The following is a 16432-nucleotide window of genomic DNA, read 5'->3' as shown; positions in this document are numbered from 1 at the left end:
CTGTAGAAAATGGATGTTCTTGGCAGTATGTGCTCTTGCTTGCTCTGGGTTACTGTCAATAATTGTTATTTTTCTACGATTGCCTTTTATCTCCTCTCTTGTTCCTTCTGCACAATATATTTTTGATAATGCGCTGGTAATACACGTGAACTTGTCAATTTTAGTGTGGATGTGCTCTATAATATCTCTGCTCTTTATCATAAACCTACAAAATACCAATAGTTGGTTTAACTTTTCATGGGTTCTATCAACCCTTTCGATGCTGCTCATGTTTATATCCGCATTCGTTCCAAACACTGAAGTTATCAAAAGTAATTATATTCCCGTGTTACAAAACAAATTATTTTTGTTTGGACTCAGTTTATTTATTGCCAGTATATTAGTAAATACAATGCTAGCATACACATCAAAAAAAGAGGTTTCATTTCTCTCTGTTGGGCAAATTGGGCTAGTTATTATACTTGTATCGTCATTTCTTTGCTTTGTTTTAGCATATAATAATATGCCTCCAGGTCTATATCACTCAGATAATAATTTATTTTACGAATATCTCTTTTGGGGAGGCGGACATTTATTGCAGTTTGCTTTTACTCAAGGAATGTTTTTAGTCTATTTAATGATCAGTGATGTTAGTTTAGCTTCAAGCAATAAAATTACTATTTTACCACTATTTATAAACACGATTTTAGCTGTAGGCGCACCGTTTGTATATTTTGTTTATCCAGTTGATAGTGCCAAGTTAATACAGTTTTTTACTTGGCATATGAGGATTGCTGGAGCAGTTTTGCCGTGCTTTTTGATAATATTAGTGTGCTGCAACATCAGAACTTTTATTAATGATAAAAGCAACTATTTATTACATTCATTTTTGTTGTTCACTTATGGAGATGTGCTCGGAGTGTTGACTATTGAAGGAAATGTCACCATTCCCGCTCATTATCACGGTTCTGTAGTTGGGATCACTATAGCTTTTATGAATTTCATTTATTGGCTGTTACCCAAATTAAACTTTAAAGAGATAAAAGGTTCCATGGTAAGATTACAGATTTATGCCTACAGTATAGGGCATTTTCTCCATATCACTGGTCTTGTGTGGCTTGGTGGATATGGTGCTTTAAGGAAGGTTGCAGATCTGCCAAGTATTTCATCAATGTTAGCACGCACGTGCTTCATTATAGGTGGCGCTATATCAGTTGTTGGTGGAATGTTGTTCGTAATAATTGTGCTTTTACATCTGTTAAAAGGCAAAGCGCGTACCAACTGACCCATAGAAACAAAAAAAACTTCCTTGACAAACTCCGCCAGCCCCCTTATCATGAAACTGAAGCTATTTATTTATCTTCTCTGTACAGATTAAATGACAAAAAAACTCACGTATCTGGTGTCTCATGTTTAATTTTTTGCACTATGTGCACTCTATGTCTTTATCAAATTTCTAGGTTTTTACCTAATATAAGCTGAAATGCGCTTATAAAGCATTTAAAACATCAAAAAACGCCGATTTAAAAAATGGATAGTGAATAACTAGCTACCCTAGGGTTTCTTTTGCCTTTTTTTCTGTTTAGTAAATTTCTTAATGTTTATAATTTAGATTAGTTGCGGCTTAAAAGCAACTAAATCGCGGTTATTAAGCGTTTAGAATAAAAAAACGCCATACTTGAAAGTATAATGTAAGTAATTAGCCAACCACGGGGCTTCTTTTGCCTTTTTTTTCATTTGGTAAATTTTTTAATATTTATACGGAAGGTAGCGCGTGACGCTGGAACCCCAAAAAAAGGATGATGTCATCCCAGTGCTCCTTTTTTTGTCATCCGAGTAGCTGACACTGTCCTCCTTTGTCATCCCAGTGCCCAAACATTGGGATCCAGCATTTCACGCAATCCCATCAAGAACGTTGTATTTTACATAACACTTTTATGCTTACCAACTTAATAAAATTCCTGGATCCCAGTGGGCTTTGTTGCATCGCTACTTATGAAAGGCTAACTATAATTAGGATTATAAGCAACTTATTGAAAATCTTGTTTTTTTTGCAATCAATCTGATCAAATTTAAGAATAGTAACTTGTTATTTATATTAATAAATTTAATTCTATTGAAAATAGCTAAAGCATTGAAATTCTTGAATTTTAGCCGGATTAGTGAGTGGTAGTGAAATTTCTTTTACTCGAATTTAGGTATTCACTGACCGTTCTTGTTATAAATACCAGAATAATAAGCTACTGATATTCTCCACCTTTTTTATCTTTAATCCATCATAGCTAGCGATGCAACAAAGCCATCATAGTCAAGGCACTGGAATGACAAAAAAAGGAGGCACTGGAACGACAAAGTGGAGTGTCTGCTTCTGTCATCCTATGATAGCTAAAAAGACCTGGTCACGCGCTGGAATGACACCGAAGGGGCTACTGCCCTCTTGGATGGAGACCAGTGTCAGCTACTTAGATGATACCTTTTTTCTACTTAGTTTAGGTTATGCAGAAGTCTAATACAATTATAGAACAAGCTTAAAAATTCTGGTAAAGTAGTTTTATTTACAAAGAAAGAATATGCTACTTGAAATTGAAAAGCGCAGCATAACAAATGCATTGTGGAAGTTGCAAGAAGCAGATCAAAGGCAAATCTTAACTCTTACACAGAGATTTGAGTTACCAGAAATATTAGCAAGAATATTGGTTACTCGTGGTGTTAACATAGAAAATGCAAGCGACTTCTTATATCCACTAATCAGATCGCTATTACCAGATCCCTTTCACTTTCTTGATATGGATAAAGCTGTTTCTCGTATAATACGGGCAATAAAAAATGATGAAAACCTTGCAATATTTGGTGACTATGATGTTGATGGTGCAACGTCGTCAGCATTGATTAACAGGTACCTGAGAGCAATCGATATACACTCTATAATCTACATTCCAGATCGTGTTGATGAGGGTTATGGATTAAACACAGATGCTTTATTACAACTTAAAAAGAATGGAATTGATTTATGTATTTCCGTTGATTGTGGTACGCTTGCATATCAACCAATAGAAGATGCAAAGGCTTTTGGTCTTGATATTATAGTTGTTGACCATCACCTTGGTACGGAAAAATTACCAAGCGCCGTAGCAGTTGTGAATCCAAACCGCCTTGATGAGAGCTCTCCTTATAATAACCTAGCAGCAGTTGGAGTGTCATTTCTGCTAATTGTTGCTCTTAATAAAAGCCTACGTGAGCAAGGATTTTTTACCAACAAAAAAGAACCAGATTTATTTGATCTGTTGGATTTGGTTGCCCTGGGAACTGTCTGTGATGTTATGCAGATCACAGGCCTCAATAGAGCACTTGTCTCACAAGGATTAAAAGTTATGTCAACAAGAAAAAACGTTGGCTTGCGTGTTTTATTTGATGCTTTGGGAATCCTTGAAAAACCAAGTGTTTCGCGGTTGGGGTTTAGCATTGGACCGTGCATAAATGCTGGAGGAAGAATTGGAGAAGCATCGCTTGGTGCAAGGTTGCTTTCCACCGATGATGATGAAGAGGCACATTCAATCGCGCTAAAATTAATAGATTTGAATAATGCAAGAAAAGTGTTAGAAAATGAGGCTCTCTTGGAAGCTACAGCACAAGCGGAAAAGTCTGCCCAATCAGGTGCGAATTTTATAATGATAAGTGGCAATTGGCACCAGGGAATAATTGGTATAATTGCATCAAGGCTAAAGGAGCAGTTTCACTTGCCAACAGTAGTGATATCTTTAAATAATGGAATAGGAAAAGCAAGCTGTAGATCAATTTTGGGAGTTGATATCGGTGCTGCAGTCCTTTCCGCAAAGTTTATAAATTTGATTATTGAAGGTGGTGGCCATAGTATGGCGGCAGGATTTTCAATTAAAGAAGACAAAATAAATGATTTGCATGATTTTTTTACTGAAAGATTTTCAAACTCTATAAATAAGAAAACTTTAAAAGCTGATAGTATAGTAACTGCTAAAGCAATAAATTTGTCTTTATGGAATCAATTGCAACGCTTGGGACCATTTGGAGTTGGAAATCCTGAACCAAGGTTTATTATCCAAGGAGCAAAGATAAGAAAGCCTGAAGTTATAGGAGTTGACCATATAAAATGTTTTATTGCTGATGATAATGTTATGGTAAGAGCTATTGCATTTCGTTCTGCAAATACTCATCTTGGCTCTGCTATCATGCAGGGTAATGTTAAAGCTATTTTGGGTAAAATCTCTATGAATTACTGGAATGGCAATGAATTTGTACAATTTTTAATAGAAGATGTATTGACCATTAGTTGAGTGTATCTGTTCAGCAGAGTGGCAAAATAGGTAGACAAGATAAACCAAAAAATCGAGAAAAAGTGAGTTTACAACAACTGGTGTCATGAAATTATCTGACACTGATTTCCATCCAAGAGGGTGTCATCCCAGTGCTCCTATAATGTCATCCCAGTGCGTGACACTGGGATGACACCCTACTTAACCGTCATACCGCGATTCATTCGCGGTATCTCTTAGCCGCTAACAAGTAGCGGGATGACGAGCTTATCGTCATGCCACTGCGAACCGTCATACCGCGATTCATTCGCGGTATCTCTAGATCCCGCTAACAAGCAGTGGGATGACGAGCTTATCGTCACGCCGCCACGAACCGTCATACCGCGATTCATTCGCGGTATCTCTTAGCCGCTAACAAGTAGCGGGATGACGAGCTTATCGTCATGCCACTGCGAACCGTCATACCGCGATTCATTCGCGGTATCTCTAGATCCCGCTAACAAGCAGTGGGATGACGAGCTTATCGTCACGCCGCCACGAACCGTCATACCGCGATTCATTCGCGGTATCTCTAGATCCCGCTAACAAGCAGCGGGATGACGGCTGTCGCTTAGCCATAAACGTTAAAAAATTTACCAAACGAAAAAAAAGGCAAAAGAAGCCCCGTGGTTATTATCCGCTTTAAAATATTGGCGTTTTTTATGTTTTAAACGCTTGACAAGCGAGATTCAGCCGCTTTTAATTGCAACTAACTTACGCTGCAAATGTTTAAGAAATTTACCAAGCAGAAAAAAAGACAAAGAATCCCCGAGTTAGCTAGTCTTTTACTATCTCTGTCGAGTATTGGCATTTTTTGATGTCTTGTAACGCTTTATAAGCGCGTTCAGCTTATTTAGATAAAAATCTAGATGTAGATGAAGTTTTGTAAAGACATACAGTATCTATATACTGCAAAAAATTGAACATAAGACGCCGATACATTAAGTAATCCTTACCTTTTAATCTGCAGATTGGCGAAAGCAAATACAATAGCTTCACTATCATGATAAGGGCGCTGGCGAAGGGTGTCAAGTAAGTTTTTTCGTTTCTATATGCGCTACCTTAAGACTTCAACGTCTTAACGCACCTAACTCCATCTGCATATAAATTTGCATGGCTCTTTCCAGTATTAAGCAATGCAAATCCAATGTTGTCTACACTAGAGCGCAGTTCCCCTATTTCCTCATTGTTTTCATTTGTCACTTTAGTGCCAATATCTGGAAGTGCGTTATCCCCCTCAACAAGGTAAAGTTTTCTTCTGAATATTTCTTGTCTGCTCATTCGATTTACAACTTCCTGACCTATATAACACCCCTTATTAAAGCTTATACCGTTTACCTTATCGATTAAAAATTGCAGCGGAAACGATGAATTCTGCACCATATCTTTCGCTCCATCTGGAACGAGATTTTGAATTCTAACTTTTTCATACTGAGTAAAATCCCCAACCGGCTCTTTTATTTCATCTTTATGTATGATCCTCATTCCTAGCAGCTTGTGCCTTGGATCTTGAAAAATAACTTGTGACTTACCACTACACTCCGCCAACTTAGTATTAAACAAAACTCCAACCTTATATAGTGCGCTAACGTCTTTAATCTTCACTCTCAAGTAAGTTTTAAGCAAATCCAGTTTCTCGATTATTTGCTGCAAGTGCATGTTTTCGCACTCTAAGAGGGTGTATTTACCATATTCAATAAGAAAAAAATCATATAGATATTTTCCCTGAGGGCTAAGCAATAAAGAGTAAATGGCTTTTTGGCTATCCAACTTATTAATATCATTGGTTATAATACCCTGCAGAAAATCTCTAGTGTCAGGCCCATATAGCACTATCACACCACGACTTAAAAATGGTATATAACTCATGAAATCTCTATAAATAAATCTAAATTTTATTATATAACATTAGGCTCTTTTAGAAACTGCTTTTGGCGTGCATATTTTATAATGGCGTGCATATTTTACAAGCTCCAGCCCTTGAAATCTAACTTACGAGTATATATATAAACTTATAAGTTAATTTGTTGATGAGGAAAAACAAATGTCAAGTATAAGTTTAAATGTATTAGATGATAGCGTGCTGATCAAGCCTATTAGCGAAGAAAAGCAAGGTGGAATTGTGCTTCCATCAAGTGCTGAAAAGAAACCTACTAAAGGTGAAGTTATAGCAATTGGTGAAGGTTCACGCAATTCAAGTGGCGAACGCGTAACTTTAACTGTGAAAGCTGGTGATAAAGTGTTCTATCGTCAATGGGCTGGTACAGAAATAGAACATAATGATGAAAAGCTTATCGTGATGAAAGAGTCCGATATACTTGCTGTCATTAAATAGCAGTCTTTATTTTACTAAACTTAAACAAAGCGCAACATGACGCATTGTGAATGATTTTATTATAGTTTTCTAAATTTTTTATTAACAAGAGGTGATAAAAATGACTAATGTAGTAGTATCAGGTGAGCAGTTGCAAGAAGCCTTTCGTGAAGTAGCAGCAATAGTAGACTCAACGGTGGCAATAACTGCGGGACCTAGAGGAAAAACAGTAGGGATTAATAAGCCCTATGGAGCACCAGAAATTACAAAAGATGGTTATAAGGTGATGAAGGGTATCAAGCCTGAAAAACCATTAAACGCTGTAATAGCAAGCATCTTTGCACAAAGTTGTTCTCAATGTAACGATAAAGTTGGTGATGGTACAACAACGTGCTCAATACTAACTAGCAACATGATAATGGAAGCTTCAAAATCAATTGCTGCTGGAAACGATCGTGTTGGTATTAAAAACGGAATACAGAAGGCAAAAGATGTAATATTAAAGGAAATTACGTCAATGTCTCGTACAATTTCTCTAGAGAAAATAGACGAAGTGGCACAAGTTGCAATAATATCTGCAAATGGTGATAAGGATATAGGTAACAGTATTGCTGATTCCGTGAAAAAAGTTGGAAAAGAGGGTGTAATAACTGTTGAAGAGAGTAAAGGTTCAAAAGAGTTAGAAGTTGAGCTGACTACTGGCATGCAATTTGATCGCGGTTATCTCTCTCCGTATTTTATTACAAATAATGAAAAAATGATCGTGGAGCTTGATAATCCTTATCTATTAATTACAGAGAAAAAATTAAATATTATTCAACCTTTACTTCCTATTCTTGAAGCTATTGTTAAATCTGGTAAACCTTTGGTTATTATTGCAGAGGATATCGAAGGTGAAGCATTAAGCACTTTAGTTATCAATAAATTGCGTGGTGGTTTAAAAGTTGCTGCAGTAAAAGCTCCAGGTTTTGGTGACAGAAGAAAGGAGATGCTCGAAGACATAGCAACTTTAACTGGTGCTAAGTACGTCATAAAAGATGAACTTGGAATCAAGATGGAAGATCTCACGCTTGATGATCTTGGTACGGCTAAAAATGTTAAAATTACTAAAGATAATACCACAGTTGTCAGCGAAAATAGCGATTCTGACAGTGTGAAAGCTAGAATCGAGCAGATTAAATCTCAAATTGAAACTTCAACTTCTGATTATGATAAAGAAAAGCTAAGAGAACGTTTAGCGAAATTATCAGGTGGCGTTGCTGTGCTCAAAGTTGGTGGAGCAACTGAAGTGGAAGTTAAAGAACGTAGAGATAGAGTCGAAGATGCGCTGCATGCAACAAGAGCTGCAATTGAAGAAGGTATAGTTCCAGGTGGTGGGGTTGCGCTTCTTTATGCTTCATCTGTTCTCGACAAATTAAAAGGTGCAAGTGACGAGGAACAAATAGGCATAAACATTATCAAGAAAGTTCTCAGTGCTCCAATTAGAAGGTTAGTCAAAAATGCTGGTCTTGAATCTGCTGTTATAATTGACTATTTGATTAAGCAGAATGATAAAGAGCTTATGTACAACGTTGAGGCTATGAATTACGCTAATGCATTTACAGCTGGTGTGATTGATCCAGCAAAAGTGGTGCGTATTGCTTTTGAAACAGCGGTATCTGTTGCGAGTGTGCTGATAACTACTGAATCTATGATAGTTGATGTACCAAGCAAAGAAAATGCTTCATCTCCTATGGGTGCAGGAGAAATGAGTGGCATGGGTGGATTCTAAGTAGAATGAAACCGTGGAGCAATTGCTCCACGGTAGTTCCAAAAAATCTCACATTTTACTATTCGTTAAAGGTAATACGTTTGGTGCAGAAATGCACTACTGTTTGCATCCGTTTCATGCCTTTATATTGTGGTTGTCTAATAACAAAAAGGCAGCATAAAAGAACTATAATCCCTAGTATATTTATACTATAGCTAACACGTCATACCGCGATTCATTCCACAACTGTACGAACATTACAATATGGCACATAGTAAACGATGTCATGAAAGTAGCTGACACTGGAATTCAGGAAAAAGGATGATGTCATTCCAGTGCTTGACACTGGAATCCAGCATTTCCATAATCATCAAGACATTGTATTTTAACAAAAAACAGCTATTTTTATGCTTGCCAACTTAATAAAATTCCTGGATCCCAGTGTCAAGCACTGGGATGACACCCTCCTTATGGGCCAAAATCACAATGTTCGTACAGTTGTGGATTCATTCGCGGTATCTCGGTATAGATTCCGCTAACAAGTAGCGGAATGACGAATTTGTCGTTTTTCAGATTGTTGTAAGTCAGTTTAGCTATAGCATAATGCTATATTAATAAATAATCTATATAATGCTATTAAATGTAATAATTAAAATCTAAATCACTTTCTCTATAAAAGGAGAAATTTACCTTAATGAAAATATATATATATTTAATATTATTTTTATTTTTTTCTTGCGCTCAACTATATGCTGACGAGGAAATTGCAAAATTTGATTTACTTATTGGCGAGATAAATGAAGCAAGCTTCACTCTTAAAGGTGCAATAAAGGTTACAGTAGAACCAGGCTGGCACATATATTATAAAGATCCTGGAGATTTTGGCCTTCCCACGTCTATTAGTTACAAAGGTAATGCATCAGATATAAATATTCACTGGCCTATTCCAAAGGAACATAAAGATAAAGTAGGGAGAGAGACGTTTGTAAGTAACGTATATGAGGATATGGTATTATTTCCCTTTAAGATGAATATATTTTTAAATCAAGGGTATATTGACCTTAACTTCCATATAAATTATGCGATATGTAAAGATAGGTGCATCCCTAAAAATGTTGAGATAAAAATCAGGCAACCATTAAAGGATTTTATAGATTCTGATATCAATAAACTTATAAATGAGTGGTATGAAAAATAGAGTTCTCATGGGGTAGGTGTCATTCCAGCGCGTGACACTGGAATCTCATTTACTTTTTTGTTCACTATGTGAGGAACTTGGGCCTACAAGTATATAAACATAATGGTTTCACATAAAAAATTTAGATCCCAGATACTGTCTCTGCTGTCAAACAAATTATCCAACAAAATTACAATTAAATGGTTGATTCTTTTTAAGAATACCAAAAAAGACATGCATTAATTTTCGCATTAACGCAAGAACTATGACTTTTGGACATTTGCCTTTACTTGCTAGACGCTGACAAAACTTTTGAAAATGATTATTATGGTTTTTGACTACTATAGCTGGCATATAAAGAGCTTTTCGAATACGCTCAGATCCTATTTTGCATATGCAACTTCTCTTACTTACTGACGATCCCGATTGATAATGTCCTGGCAGCAAAAGCTGTAAATTGTTTAGCATTGTCAAAGTTATCAACTGATGGCATTTCTGCGACAACAGCAACAGCAGTAAGATATCCTATACCTTTTATAGTCTTAAGGTTTTCCACCATATTTTTTAGATGTGGATAGTTATTTATATGCTCATTAATTTCTTTTTCGAGAACAATAATTTGCTCCTCTATTGCCAAAATTACTTTAGATATAGCTTCTTTGCAACTGGAATGCATATTTTTGTTTTCCAAGCGATTTGTCTGTTGCACCTTATCATCTTTTAGCGATTGCATGCAACGCCCTCAAATGCCTCATTTCAGGTGCAATGGGCTTCCAAAGAGCAGGTTTGTTGGCGATACAAAATCTAGCTATCATAGCTGCATCTGATTTATCTGTCTTATTTCTGAGCAGCTCACTTTTGCCAAAAGCTTTCTGGGTTTACTATACTGACATTATGTCCTAAATCATGCATAAAAGTAGCCAAATCTTCTCCATACCAACTAGTTGCTTCAAGACATAAATGAGTAAGATTTGCTCCATGGCCATTGCACCAAACTACAAGTTTTGCAAAACCATCTTGATTATTTTGAAAGACTTTGTGTCGTTTTTTACTGTCCACTAACAAACAAACATCAAATTTCTTTTTTGAAATATCCACACCCAAAATAGCATTTACTTGCATAAAATTGCCTCCAAGACTATAAATAAACTGAGAGTTTAGACTAACCTTGTAATACGGGATATAATTCCAAAAGATACTGTTCAGTCTTTAACTCTATGGGAGGGAAGCAAAATCTGGCTTAATGGCATTAGTGTCGCATCAGCTTCACCCTCCCTGTGAGGTATTTTAGCTCTAATGCCTCACATCATAAAGATACAAGTGTCACGCACTAACTGTACGAACATTGAGATATAAGAGTAATTTGTACCAAGAAAAAAGATGTCATCCCAGTGCCCAGACACTGGGATGACATCGTCTTAACATTGTACCATATTACAATGTTCGTACAGTTATATGTCACGCTACTTGGATGACAAGAAAAGGTTTCTAGAATGACGGAAACGAAGTCATACATAGAAAATAGGTTAGGTATTTTCAATTTTTGTTGTATACTCAAATAAAAATCTCACTTTTACAGATGGATACAGTAAAGTTTGTTTTATTACTGCCAACAATATTACTCATGCTAGTTGCTGGTGTTTACCTATCGATTAAACTAAAATGGCTACAGGTATTTAGATTACCATACGCCCTTTCACTCCTTGGAGCCAAAAAAGGAGAAAATAAATTTTCTTCTATAGCCGCTCTGTTTACAATTTTAGGGGGAAATTTGGGGGTAGGAAATATTTCAGGAACTGCTGTTGCTCTAAAAACCGGAGGACCGGGCTCTATTTTGTGGATGGCGATAATTATTGTTATCACTTCTGTGATAAAATATGTCACTTGTTATCTAAGTATAAAAACCAGAAAGGAAAAGAACGGACGGTTTATAGGTGGCCCTGTAGCCTACATGGCTGATGCATTTAACTCTAGAAAAGCTACAATTGTGTTTCTAGTTGTTATGATAATGGTTTCAATAACAGTTGGTAACCTTGTTCAGGTAAATTCTCTATCAATACCACTTAACATGATAGATGTGCCTGTAGTCATTGGTGGCATTGTAATGGCCATAATATTTTTTGTTGTTGCAGCTCTCAGCTTAAAAAAAATTAAAATTTTTATATCGGCTATGATACCGATAATGACGGTAAGTTACCTCACACTTTGCGGTATCATATTATTTAAATTTAGTGAAAATATTCTTCCTTCTCTAAAGCTAATAACAAGCAGTTTTTTTACAACCAGTAGCTTTAACTCTGGTTTATCTTTAGGTTTGATTTTAGAAATGTTGACTATTATTCAAGTTGGAACTTTGCGAGGTATTTTTGCAACAGATATAGGGCTTGGCCTTGAAGGAATCGTACATTCTTCAATTGTTCCTAAGAAAAATAACAATAAATTTATTATTGAGCAGAGTCTAATTACGATAATATCGCCTTTTATAGTTGCGTTTATAGTGTTTATTACAACAATGGTACTGCTTGTCACAGATTCTTGGATTACTGATTTAGAGAGCACTAACATGTGCATATTTGCTTTTAGAAAGGCAATGAATTGGCCTTATATTGACTATTTAATTATGGCCATAATGTTTTGTTTTGCTTTTACTACTATTTTTACTTGGTTTTTTTGCTCAAAACAGACAATACGCTATGTGTCTATGGATAATAAATACACTAAAATCTGGATTGTAATTTTTACCATGATCATTCCGCTTGGTGCGATAGGTAAAGTCCGGTTGCTATGGGATGTTGCTGATATCTCGATTGCTGCTTTGTTGTTTATCAACATACTCGCTATACTCAAGCTAACCTCTCAAGATCCAGAAGTGTTTACTATGAGTAGCAGATATTTGAAGTTGCAAAAACAGAGCTATAGCTAAAGCAATTTAGGCTATGCAGCTGTTGTGATATAAGAGTGATTTCCGCCAAGAAGGATGTCATCCCAGTGCCCAGACACTGGGATCCAGGAATCTTGATTGGCACTAAGTTAGTGAGCATAAAAGTAGCTAATCTTATGTTAAAACACAACATTTTTGATGGGGTTCGTGAAAGGCTGGATTCCAGACTGGAATGACAACTTAAATCGTTTGATGTTACCATAAAATAGCTTGTGTCATCACATTAGTAACACAACCTTCCTTAATAAAAATTCAACCAATGCTTGTGATAATTATATTAGCTAGTATTAGCTAGAACTAAAGGCAGAGGGTTATTAGTGAGGGATATATGGGCACTAACGATACACAACAAGAACACATTTATAATGAGCGCATTCAAGAAATTTTTCCTTTATTTGATAAAATAAGAAAGGAAGACGACCCAATTTATAATGCTAGAGTTGATTTTAACACAGTAAAGTTTTTAACAAAACACGCCAACTGGAATTGGGACGAAGAAGAAAACAAAGATAAAGCATATGGAGTTATTCTTCAGAAATGCGACAAGACAAAGAAAGCTGGACAAGACCTTGAAAGTGAAGTTAAAGAAAGGTTGAAAGAGTATGTTGATGATGTTGCAGGAGTTTCAATATACGGTAATCACGCAAGTATTACGCTGGGAAATAACAAAAAAGAGTTTAAAATCAGCGAATTTTTAAACAGTGATTTTTGTGAGAAGAATGAAATCTCGGGATTTTCAACATTGCATAGTGATGGAAAGAGCGGAATGCATGGTTTTGTTGCCGAGGAAGAAGGGAAAAAAATAAGACATTATGTCGTAACTGATGGTTCATATGAAATGACTTTAAAGTGGTATGCGGAGGGGAAGGAATGTAAGATCAAAATTAAGATTGATGCTAACGGTGTAGACCTTGTTAAAGGTGATGATTTTTCTCTAGAACGGTTAGAAGTAAACAGAGATGTAAAAATAGGTGGTTTATTCTTGCATGAAATACAATTCAGGGAGAAAGGACAAGGAAAAGTGAATGAGGTGCAACATAATAAAGACAGTAACGAGCTATCATCTGAAACTACAACAAGAATTGATGTTAATAGAGATGTTAGCGTTCAAGCTACTGATATAACTCGAAAAAAAGAAGATCACCATTCACATTTTGGACCACAATCTAACAGCAGAAGGCAGTCTTACGATAGCGGAATTGGAAAAGATTTTGATGATAAAATTAATTCTCAGGAGGCTAAAGAAAAGCGTGAGCTTAGACAAGCAGCACGAGAAGCAAATTCGGGAGGTCGAGTTTATAACCTACAATCGCTTTTTGAGGAGAATCCTCAGAACAAAAAAACTCCTCCGCCACTTCCACCTAGAACTAGTTCACTACCACCTAAAAAAGGTGTTTTCGATGAGCAAGGGGGAGCCAAATCTGGAAGCCAAAAACCAGATGACTTGCGCGAAAATGAGCAAACACCTAATAATCAGCAAAAAGGTGCAACTTCTGATTCTTCAGATAGTTCTACTTTCACCAAGTCTGTAAGCCACAATCAAGATAATAGGCAAGAAGATGAACGGTATGACAATCCTACATTTGGACATGCTGTACCTGGAAGCCAAAAACCAGATGGAAGTGAGCAAACACCTAATGATCAGCAACAACCTAAAACCCAGCAACAAGAAGGAAATAGCAAAGGCGATCTGTTACAAGACATCAGAAATTTCAAGAAAAACAACTTACGGAACATTGATGTTGATGATAGAAAAGCATCAATTGCAGGAAGTAGAAAAAATAACCCATCACCGTTAGAGACATTAAAGGACAGAATTCCTTATTCATCTTCTCCAGATAACAGTGATAACCAAGATGCTAGTGATGCTAAGTGGAAAGAAAGTGAACAGCCGCTCTCTGCTACAGCACTCAATAATAAAAGTGACTCGGGCTATTCATCTCCAACTCATGACAATAATGAACAATCTCAAGTAAATCCTGAACAGTTAAAGAAGAGCTTAGAGAACATTGAACAAAGTGATCAAACTCCACCTGAAAATCTTCTTAAAGAAATCAGAGATAGATCACAGCAGGATAATAGAGGATTAAGGCAAGTTGATCCTACTGATAAACTGTCACAAGATAAAGAAGATGGATTGCAAAAAGACGATTTAGCAGATGTAAAAATAGTGGAAGGTCCAACTGTTAGTGTCTCTGCTTCAACACCAAATAGTATAAGTGATTCAGGCTATATATCTCCAACTAATAGTGATAGTAAATCTCAAACAGATTTAAAACAGGTAGGAAGGAAATTAGAAGAACATATTAGACAAAGTAATCTAACTCTATTTGAAGAACTTAAAAATACATTAGGTCAAGAAAATCTCGGGTTAAAACCAGCTGATCAGAGTCAGATTAGCGAAGAAACTAAAAAACGCTTGAGAGAAGTTGGGTTGCTAAAAGACAGCTCAACAGACATAAAAGCAAACGATTCGGGCTATTCATCTCCAACTCATGACAATAATGAACAATCTCAAGTAAATCCTGAACAGTTAAAGAAGAGCTTAGAAAACATTGAACCAAAAGAAATCGGAGATACGAGTGAGTTAAAAGGAGCATTGGGAAACCCGGATAAAGGGTTAAGAGAACCGGCACAACAGGCTACTAAAGAAAATATTCCTAAAGATTCATTCTCAGAAAACATTTTAGAAAAGATAGGAGAAGGTAAACAATATGACCCTATACGTAAGTGGTTAGAAAAAACAGTGGCAGAACGAGAAAATAATGACACTAATCCAACTGTAGATAAAAATAGCGAACTATATAAATTACTAGAGAAAGATGAAGCACAACTGAAAGCTGGAGTAATAGAAGAAGAAAGAGGAGATACTTTAACAGAACACACTGATGGTTATGATCGCAATAGAATTGCATTAGCTAACAGAAATAAAAGACCACTAGATTGGGCTAAACAGGTTGCTGAGTCACAACAAAAAAAAGATACTAATAAAGGTATTTCAATATAAATTGAAGTTAAAATAATTGCTTAGCAAACAATAGGTTTCATGTAATGGTAACCCTATAACGGAAGAGTAGGAGCCGCGTAAGAACAATAGGAACACTCCAGCTAGGCCTTGTATATTGCATCCCCCCGCCCTATTTTTCCACTCTTCTGATGCTAAATAATACTTAATTTCTTGTTCACTGAGACGTTTAAATTTCACTATTGTAACCACAGTCCTGATATGTTGTTTAGATTGATCGGGAGTTAATAGACATACACTGGTGTATACTCTATGCCTTCTTCCTGATAACAAGCGGATACATTTTTCTGCTTGCTCAACGTTTTCAGCTTTGAGCAATATCCTTCTACCACAAGCAACAACTGTATCAACACCAAGCACAAAGTAATTTGGATTTGAGCTTTGTATTTTCTCCGCTTTACTTTTTGCCATACGGATTGAGTAATCCTTCGGAAGTTCCTTTTTTAAAGGGGCTTCATCTATATCTGCTGGCAAAATTAAACCTGGCTCAATGTTTATTTGTTTTAGTAAAGCTATACGCCTTTTCGATGATGAAGCAAGAATAAGATTATTTAGAGATCGTTCTGTCACTTGTACCTTTAAGCCTTCTAATGATCCTACCCTTTCTCGCATTCCTATCGTAAATGCTCATCTCAACTAACACCCTATCCCCTATAATGATGCGTATTTTACTTCTTCTCACTTTCCCTGATACATGACAGATAATCTCATGTTCATTGTCCAGTTTCACTCTAAATTCTGCTGCAGGTAGTAAAGCAGTTACTGCCCCTTCCACTTCAAAAATTGTTTTCGATTTCTCGTCTTTTATCATATGTTATATTATAATTTAATAATCTTTTTTAGTCTACTATAGATTTTAAATTATTATCAACACAAAAGACCTTTTGCGCCCCACTTAAGTTGCAACTTAACCCCAAC

Annotated in this window: 12 protein-coding genes and 1 pseudogene; 8 read left to right on the top strand and 5 right to left on the bottom strand. The window is 36.1% G+C overall.

What is annotated here, in order from left to right; all coding sequences use genetic code 11:
* The first annotated feature begins 13 nt into the window (after positions 1-13).
* From WHA_RS02780 to recJ, 3 genes are all read left to right on the top strand, one after another.
* A complete protein-coding gene (locus WHA_RS02780) occupies positions 14-1264 on the top strand; it encodes a cbb3-type cytochrome c oxidase subunit I (RefSeq protein ID WP_174516867.1) in 1251 nt (416 codons plus the stop codon).
* Positions 1265-2267: 1003 nt separating this feature from the next.
* Positions 2268-2489, top strand: coding sequence for a hypothetical protein (locus WHA_RS06900; RefSeq protein WP_041573526.1), 222 nt, complete (start codon positions 2268-2270; stop codon positions 2487-2489).
* A 60-nt stretch (positions 2490-2549) separates the two neighbouring features.
* On the top strand, positions 2550-4289 hold the full coding sequence (recJ, locus tag WHA_RS02770) for a single-stranded-DNA-specific exonuclease RecJ (RefSeq protein WP_015589112.1): 1740 nt from the start codon (positions 2550-2552) through the stop codon (positions 4287-4289).
* Positions 4290-5369: 1080 nt separating this feature from the next.
* Here recJ and ygfZ read toward each other — a convergent pair.
* Positions 5370-6176 (bottom strand): CAF17-like 4Fe-4S cluster assembly/insertion protein YgfZ, encoded by an 807-nt coding sequence (ygfZ, locus tag WHA_RS02765; protein ID WP_015589111.1) that lies wholly within the window; start codon positions 6174-6176, stop codon positions 5370-5372.
* Between the two features lie 184 nt (positions 6177-6360).
* On the opposite strand from ygfZ, the gene WHA_RS02760 reads away from it, so the two are divergent.
* The 3 genes from WHA_RS02760 to WHA_RS02750 all read left to right on the top strand — a co-directional run bounded on the left by WHA_RS02760 (position 6361) and on the right by WHA_RS02750 (position 9569).
* Complete coding sequence (locus WHA_RS02760) at positions 6361-6642, top strand: co-chaperone GroES (protein ID WP_173862882.1); 282 nt, start codon at positions 6361-6363, stop codon at positions 6640-6642.
* Between the two features lie 100 nt (positions 6643-6742).
* Complete coding sequence (groL, locus tag WHA_RS02755; protein ID WP_015589110.1) at positions 6743-8392, top strand: chaperonin GroEL; 1650 nt, start codon at positions 6743-6745, stop codon at positions 8390-8392.
* A gap of 673 nt (positions 8393-9065) precedes the next feature.
* Positions 9066-9569 (top strand): protein-disulfide reductase DsbD domain-containing protein, encoded by a 504-nt coding sequence (locus tag WHA_RS02750; protein ID WP_015589109.1) that lies wholly within the window; start codon positions 9066-9068, stop codon positions 9567-9569.
* 156 nt (positions 9570-9725) lie between these two features.
* Here WHA_RS02750 and WHA_RS07515 read toward each other — a convergent pair.
* Positions 9726-10670, bottom strand: a pseudogene (locus WHA_RS07515) (IS110 family transposase).
* A 208-nt stretch (positions 10671-10878) separates the two neighbouring features.
* Positions 10879-11106 (bottom strand): hypothetical protein, encoded by a 228-nt coding sequence (locus WHA_RS06770; protein WP_141456975.1) that lies wholly within the window; start codon positions 11104-11106, stop codon positions 10879-10881.
* Between the two features lie 21 nt (positions 11107-11127).
* On the opposite strand from WHA_RS06770, the gene WHA_RS02740 reads away from it, so the two are divergent.
* Positions 11128-12471 carry an alanine:cation symporter family protein gene (locus tag WHA_RS02740; protein ID WP_015589108.1) on the top strand — a complete coding sequence of 448 codons (1344 nt, stop codon included), beginning with the start codon at positions 11128-11130 and terminating at the stop codon, positions 12469-12471.
* A gap of 346 nt (positions 12472-12817) precedes the next feature.
* The gene (locus WHA_RS02735; RefSeq protein ID WP_015589107.1) at positions 12818-15496 is read left to right on the top strand and encodes a hypothetical protein; all 2679 of its coding nucleotides are present in this window, start codon (positions 12818-12820) and stop codon (positions 15494-15496) included.
* Here WHA_RS02735 and WHA_RS02730 read toward each other — a convergent pair.
* Both WHA_RS02730 and infA read right to left on the bottom strand, forming a co-directional pair.
* Positions 15488-16084 (bottom strand): Maf family nucleotide pyrophosphatase, encoded by a 597-nt coding sequence (locus tag WHA_RS02730; RefSeq protein ID WP_015589106.1) that lies wholly within the window; start codon positions 16082-16084, stop codon positions 15488-15490. The two genes, WHA_RS02735 and WHA_RS02730, sit on opposite strands and share 9 nt — an antisense overlap.
* Complete coding sequence (infA, locus tag WHA_RS02725; protein WP_007550159.1) at positions 16062-16325, bottom strand: translation initiation factor IF-1; 264 nt, start codon at positions 16323-16325, stop codon at positions 16062-16064. The genes WHA_RS02730 and infA overlap by 23 nt, the downstream gene beginning before the upstream one ends.
* Positions 16326-16432 lie beyond the last annotated feature (107 nt).

Source organism: Wolbachia endosymbiont of Drosophila simulans wHa, from assembly GCF_000376605.1.
GTDB lineage: Bacteria > Pseudomonadota > Alphaproteobacteria > Rickettsiales > Anaplasmataceae > Wolbachia > Wolbachia pipientis.
This window is presented reverse-complemented; position numbering and strand designations above follow the sequence as displayed.

What these genes read in the sequence shown, in the direction of transcription:
- WHA_RS02780 (WP_174516867.1), top strand. Translation starts at nt 14, where the DNA reads ATGTTCTTGGCAGTATGTGCTCTTGCTTGCTCTGGGTTACTGTCAATA.
- WHA_RS06900 (WP_041573526.1), top strand. Translation starts at nt 2,268, where the DNA reads ATGCAACAAAGCCATCATAGTCAAGGCACTGGAATGACAAAAAAAGGA.
- recJ (WP_015589112.1), top strand. Translation starts at nt 2,550, where the DNA reads ATGCTACTTGAAATTGAAAAGCGCAGCATAACAAATGCATTGTGGAAG.
- ygfZ (WP_015589111.1), bottom strand. Translation starts at nt 6,176, where the DNA reads ATGAGTTATATACCATTTTTAAGTCGTGGTGTGATAGTGCTATATGGG.
- groL (WP_015589110.1), top strand. Translation starts at nt 6,743, where the DNA reads ATGACTAATGTAGTAGTATCAGGTGAGCAGTTGCAAGAAGCCTTTCGT.
- WHA_RS02750 (WP_015589109.1), top strand. Translation starts at nt 9,066, where the DNA reads ATGAAAATATATATATATTTAATATTATTTTTATTTTTTTCTTGCGCT.
- WHA_RS02740 (WP_015589108.1), top strand. Translation starts at nt 11,128, where the DNA reads ATGGATACAGTAAAGTTTGTTTTATTACTGCCAACAATATTACTCATG.
- WHA_RS02735 (WP_015589107.1), top strand. Translation starts at nt 12,818, where the DNA reads ATGGGCACTAACGATACACAACAAGAACACATTTATAATGAGCGCATT.
- infA (WP_007550159.1), bottom strand. Translation starts at nt 16,325, where the DNA reads ATGATAAAAGACGAGAAATCGAAAACAATTTTTGAAGTGGAAGGGGCA.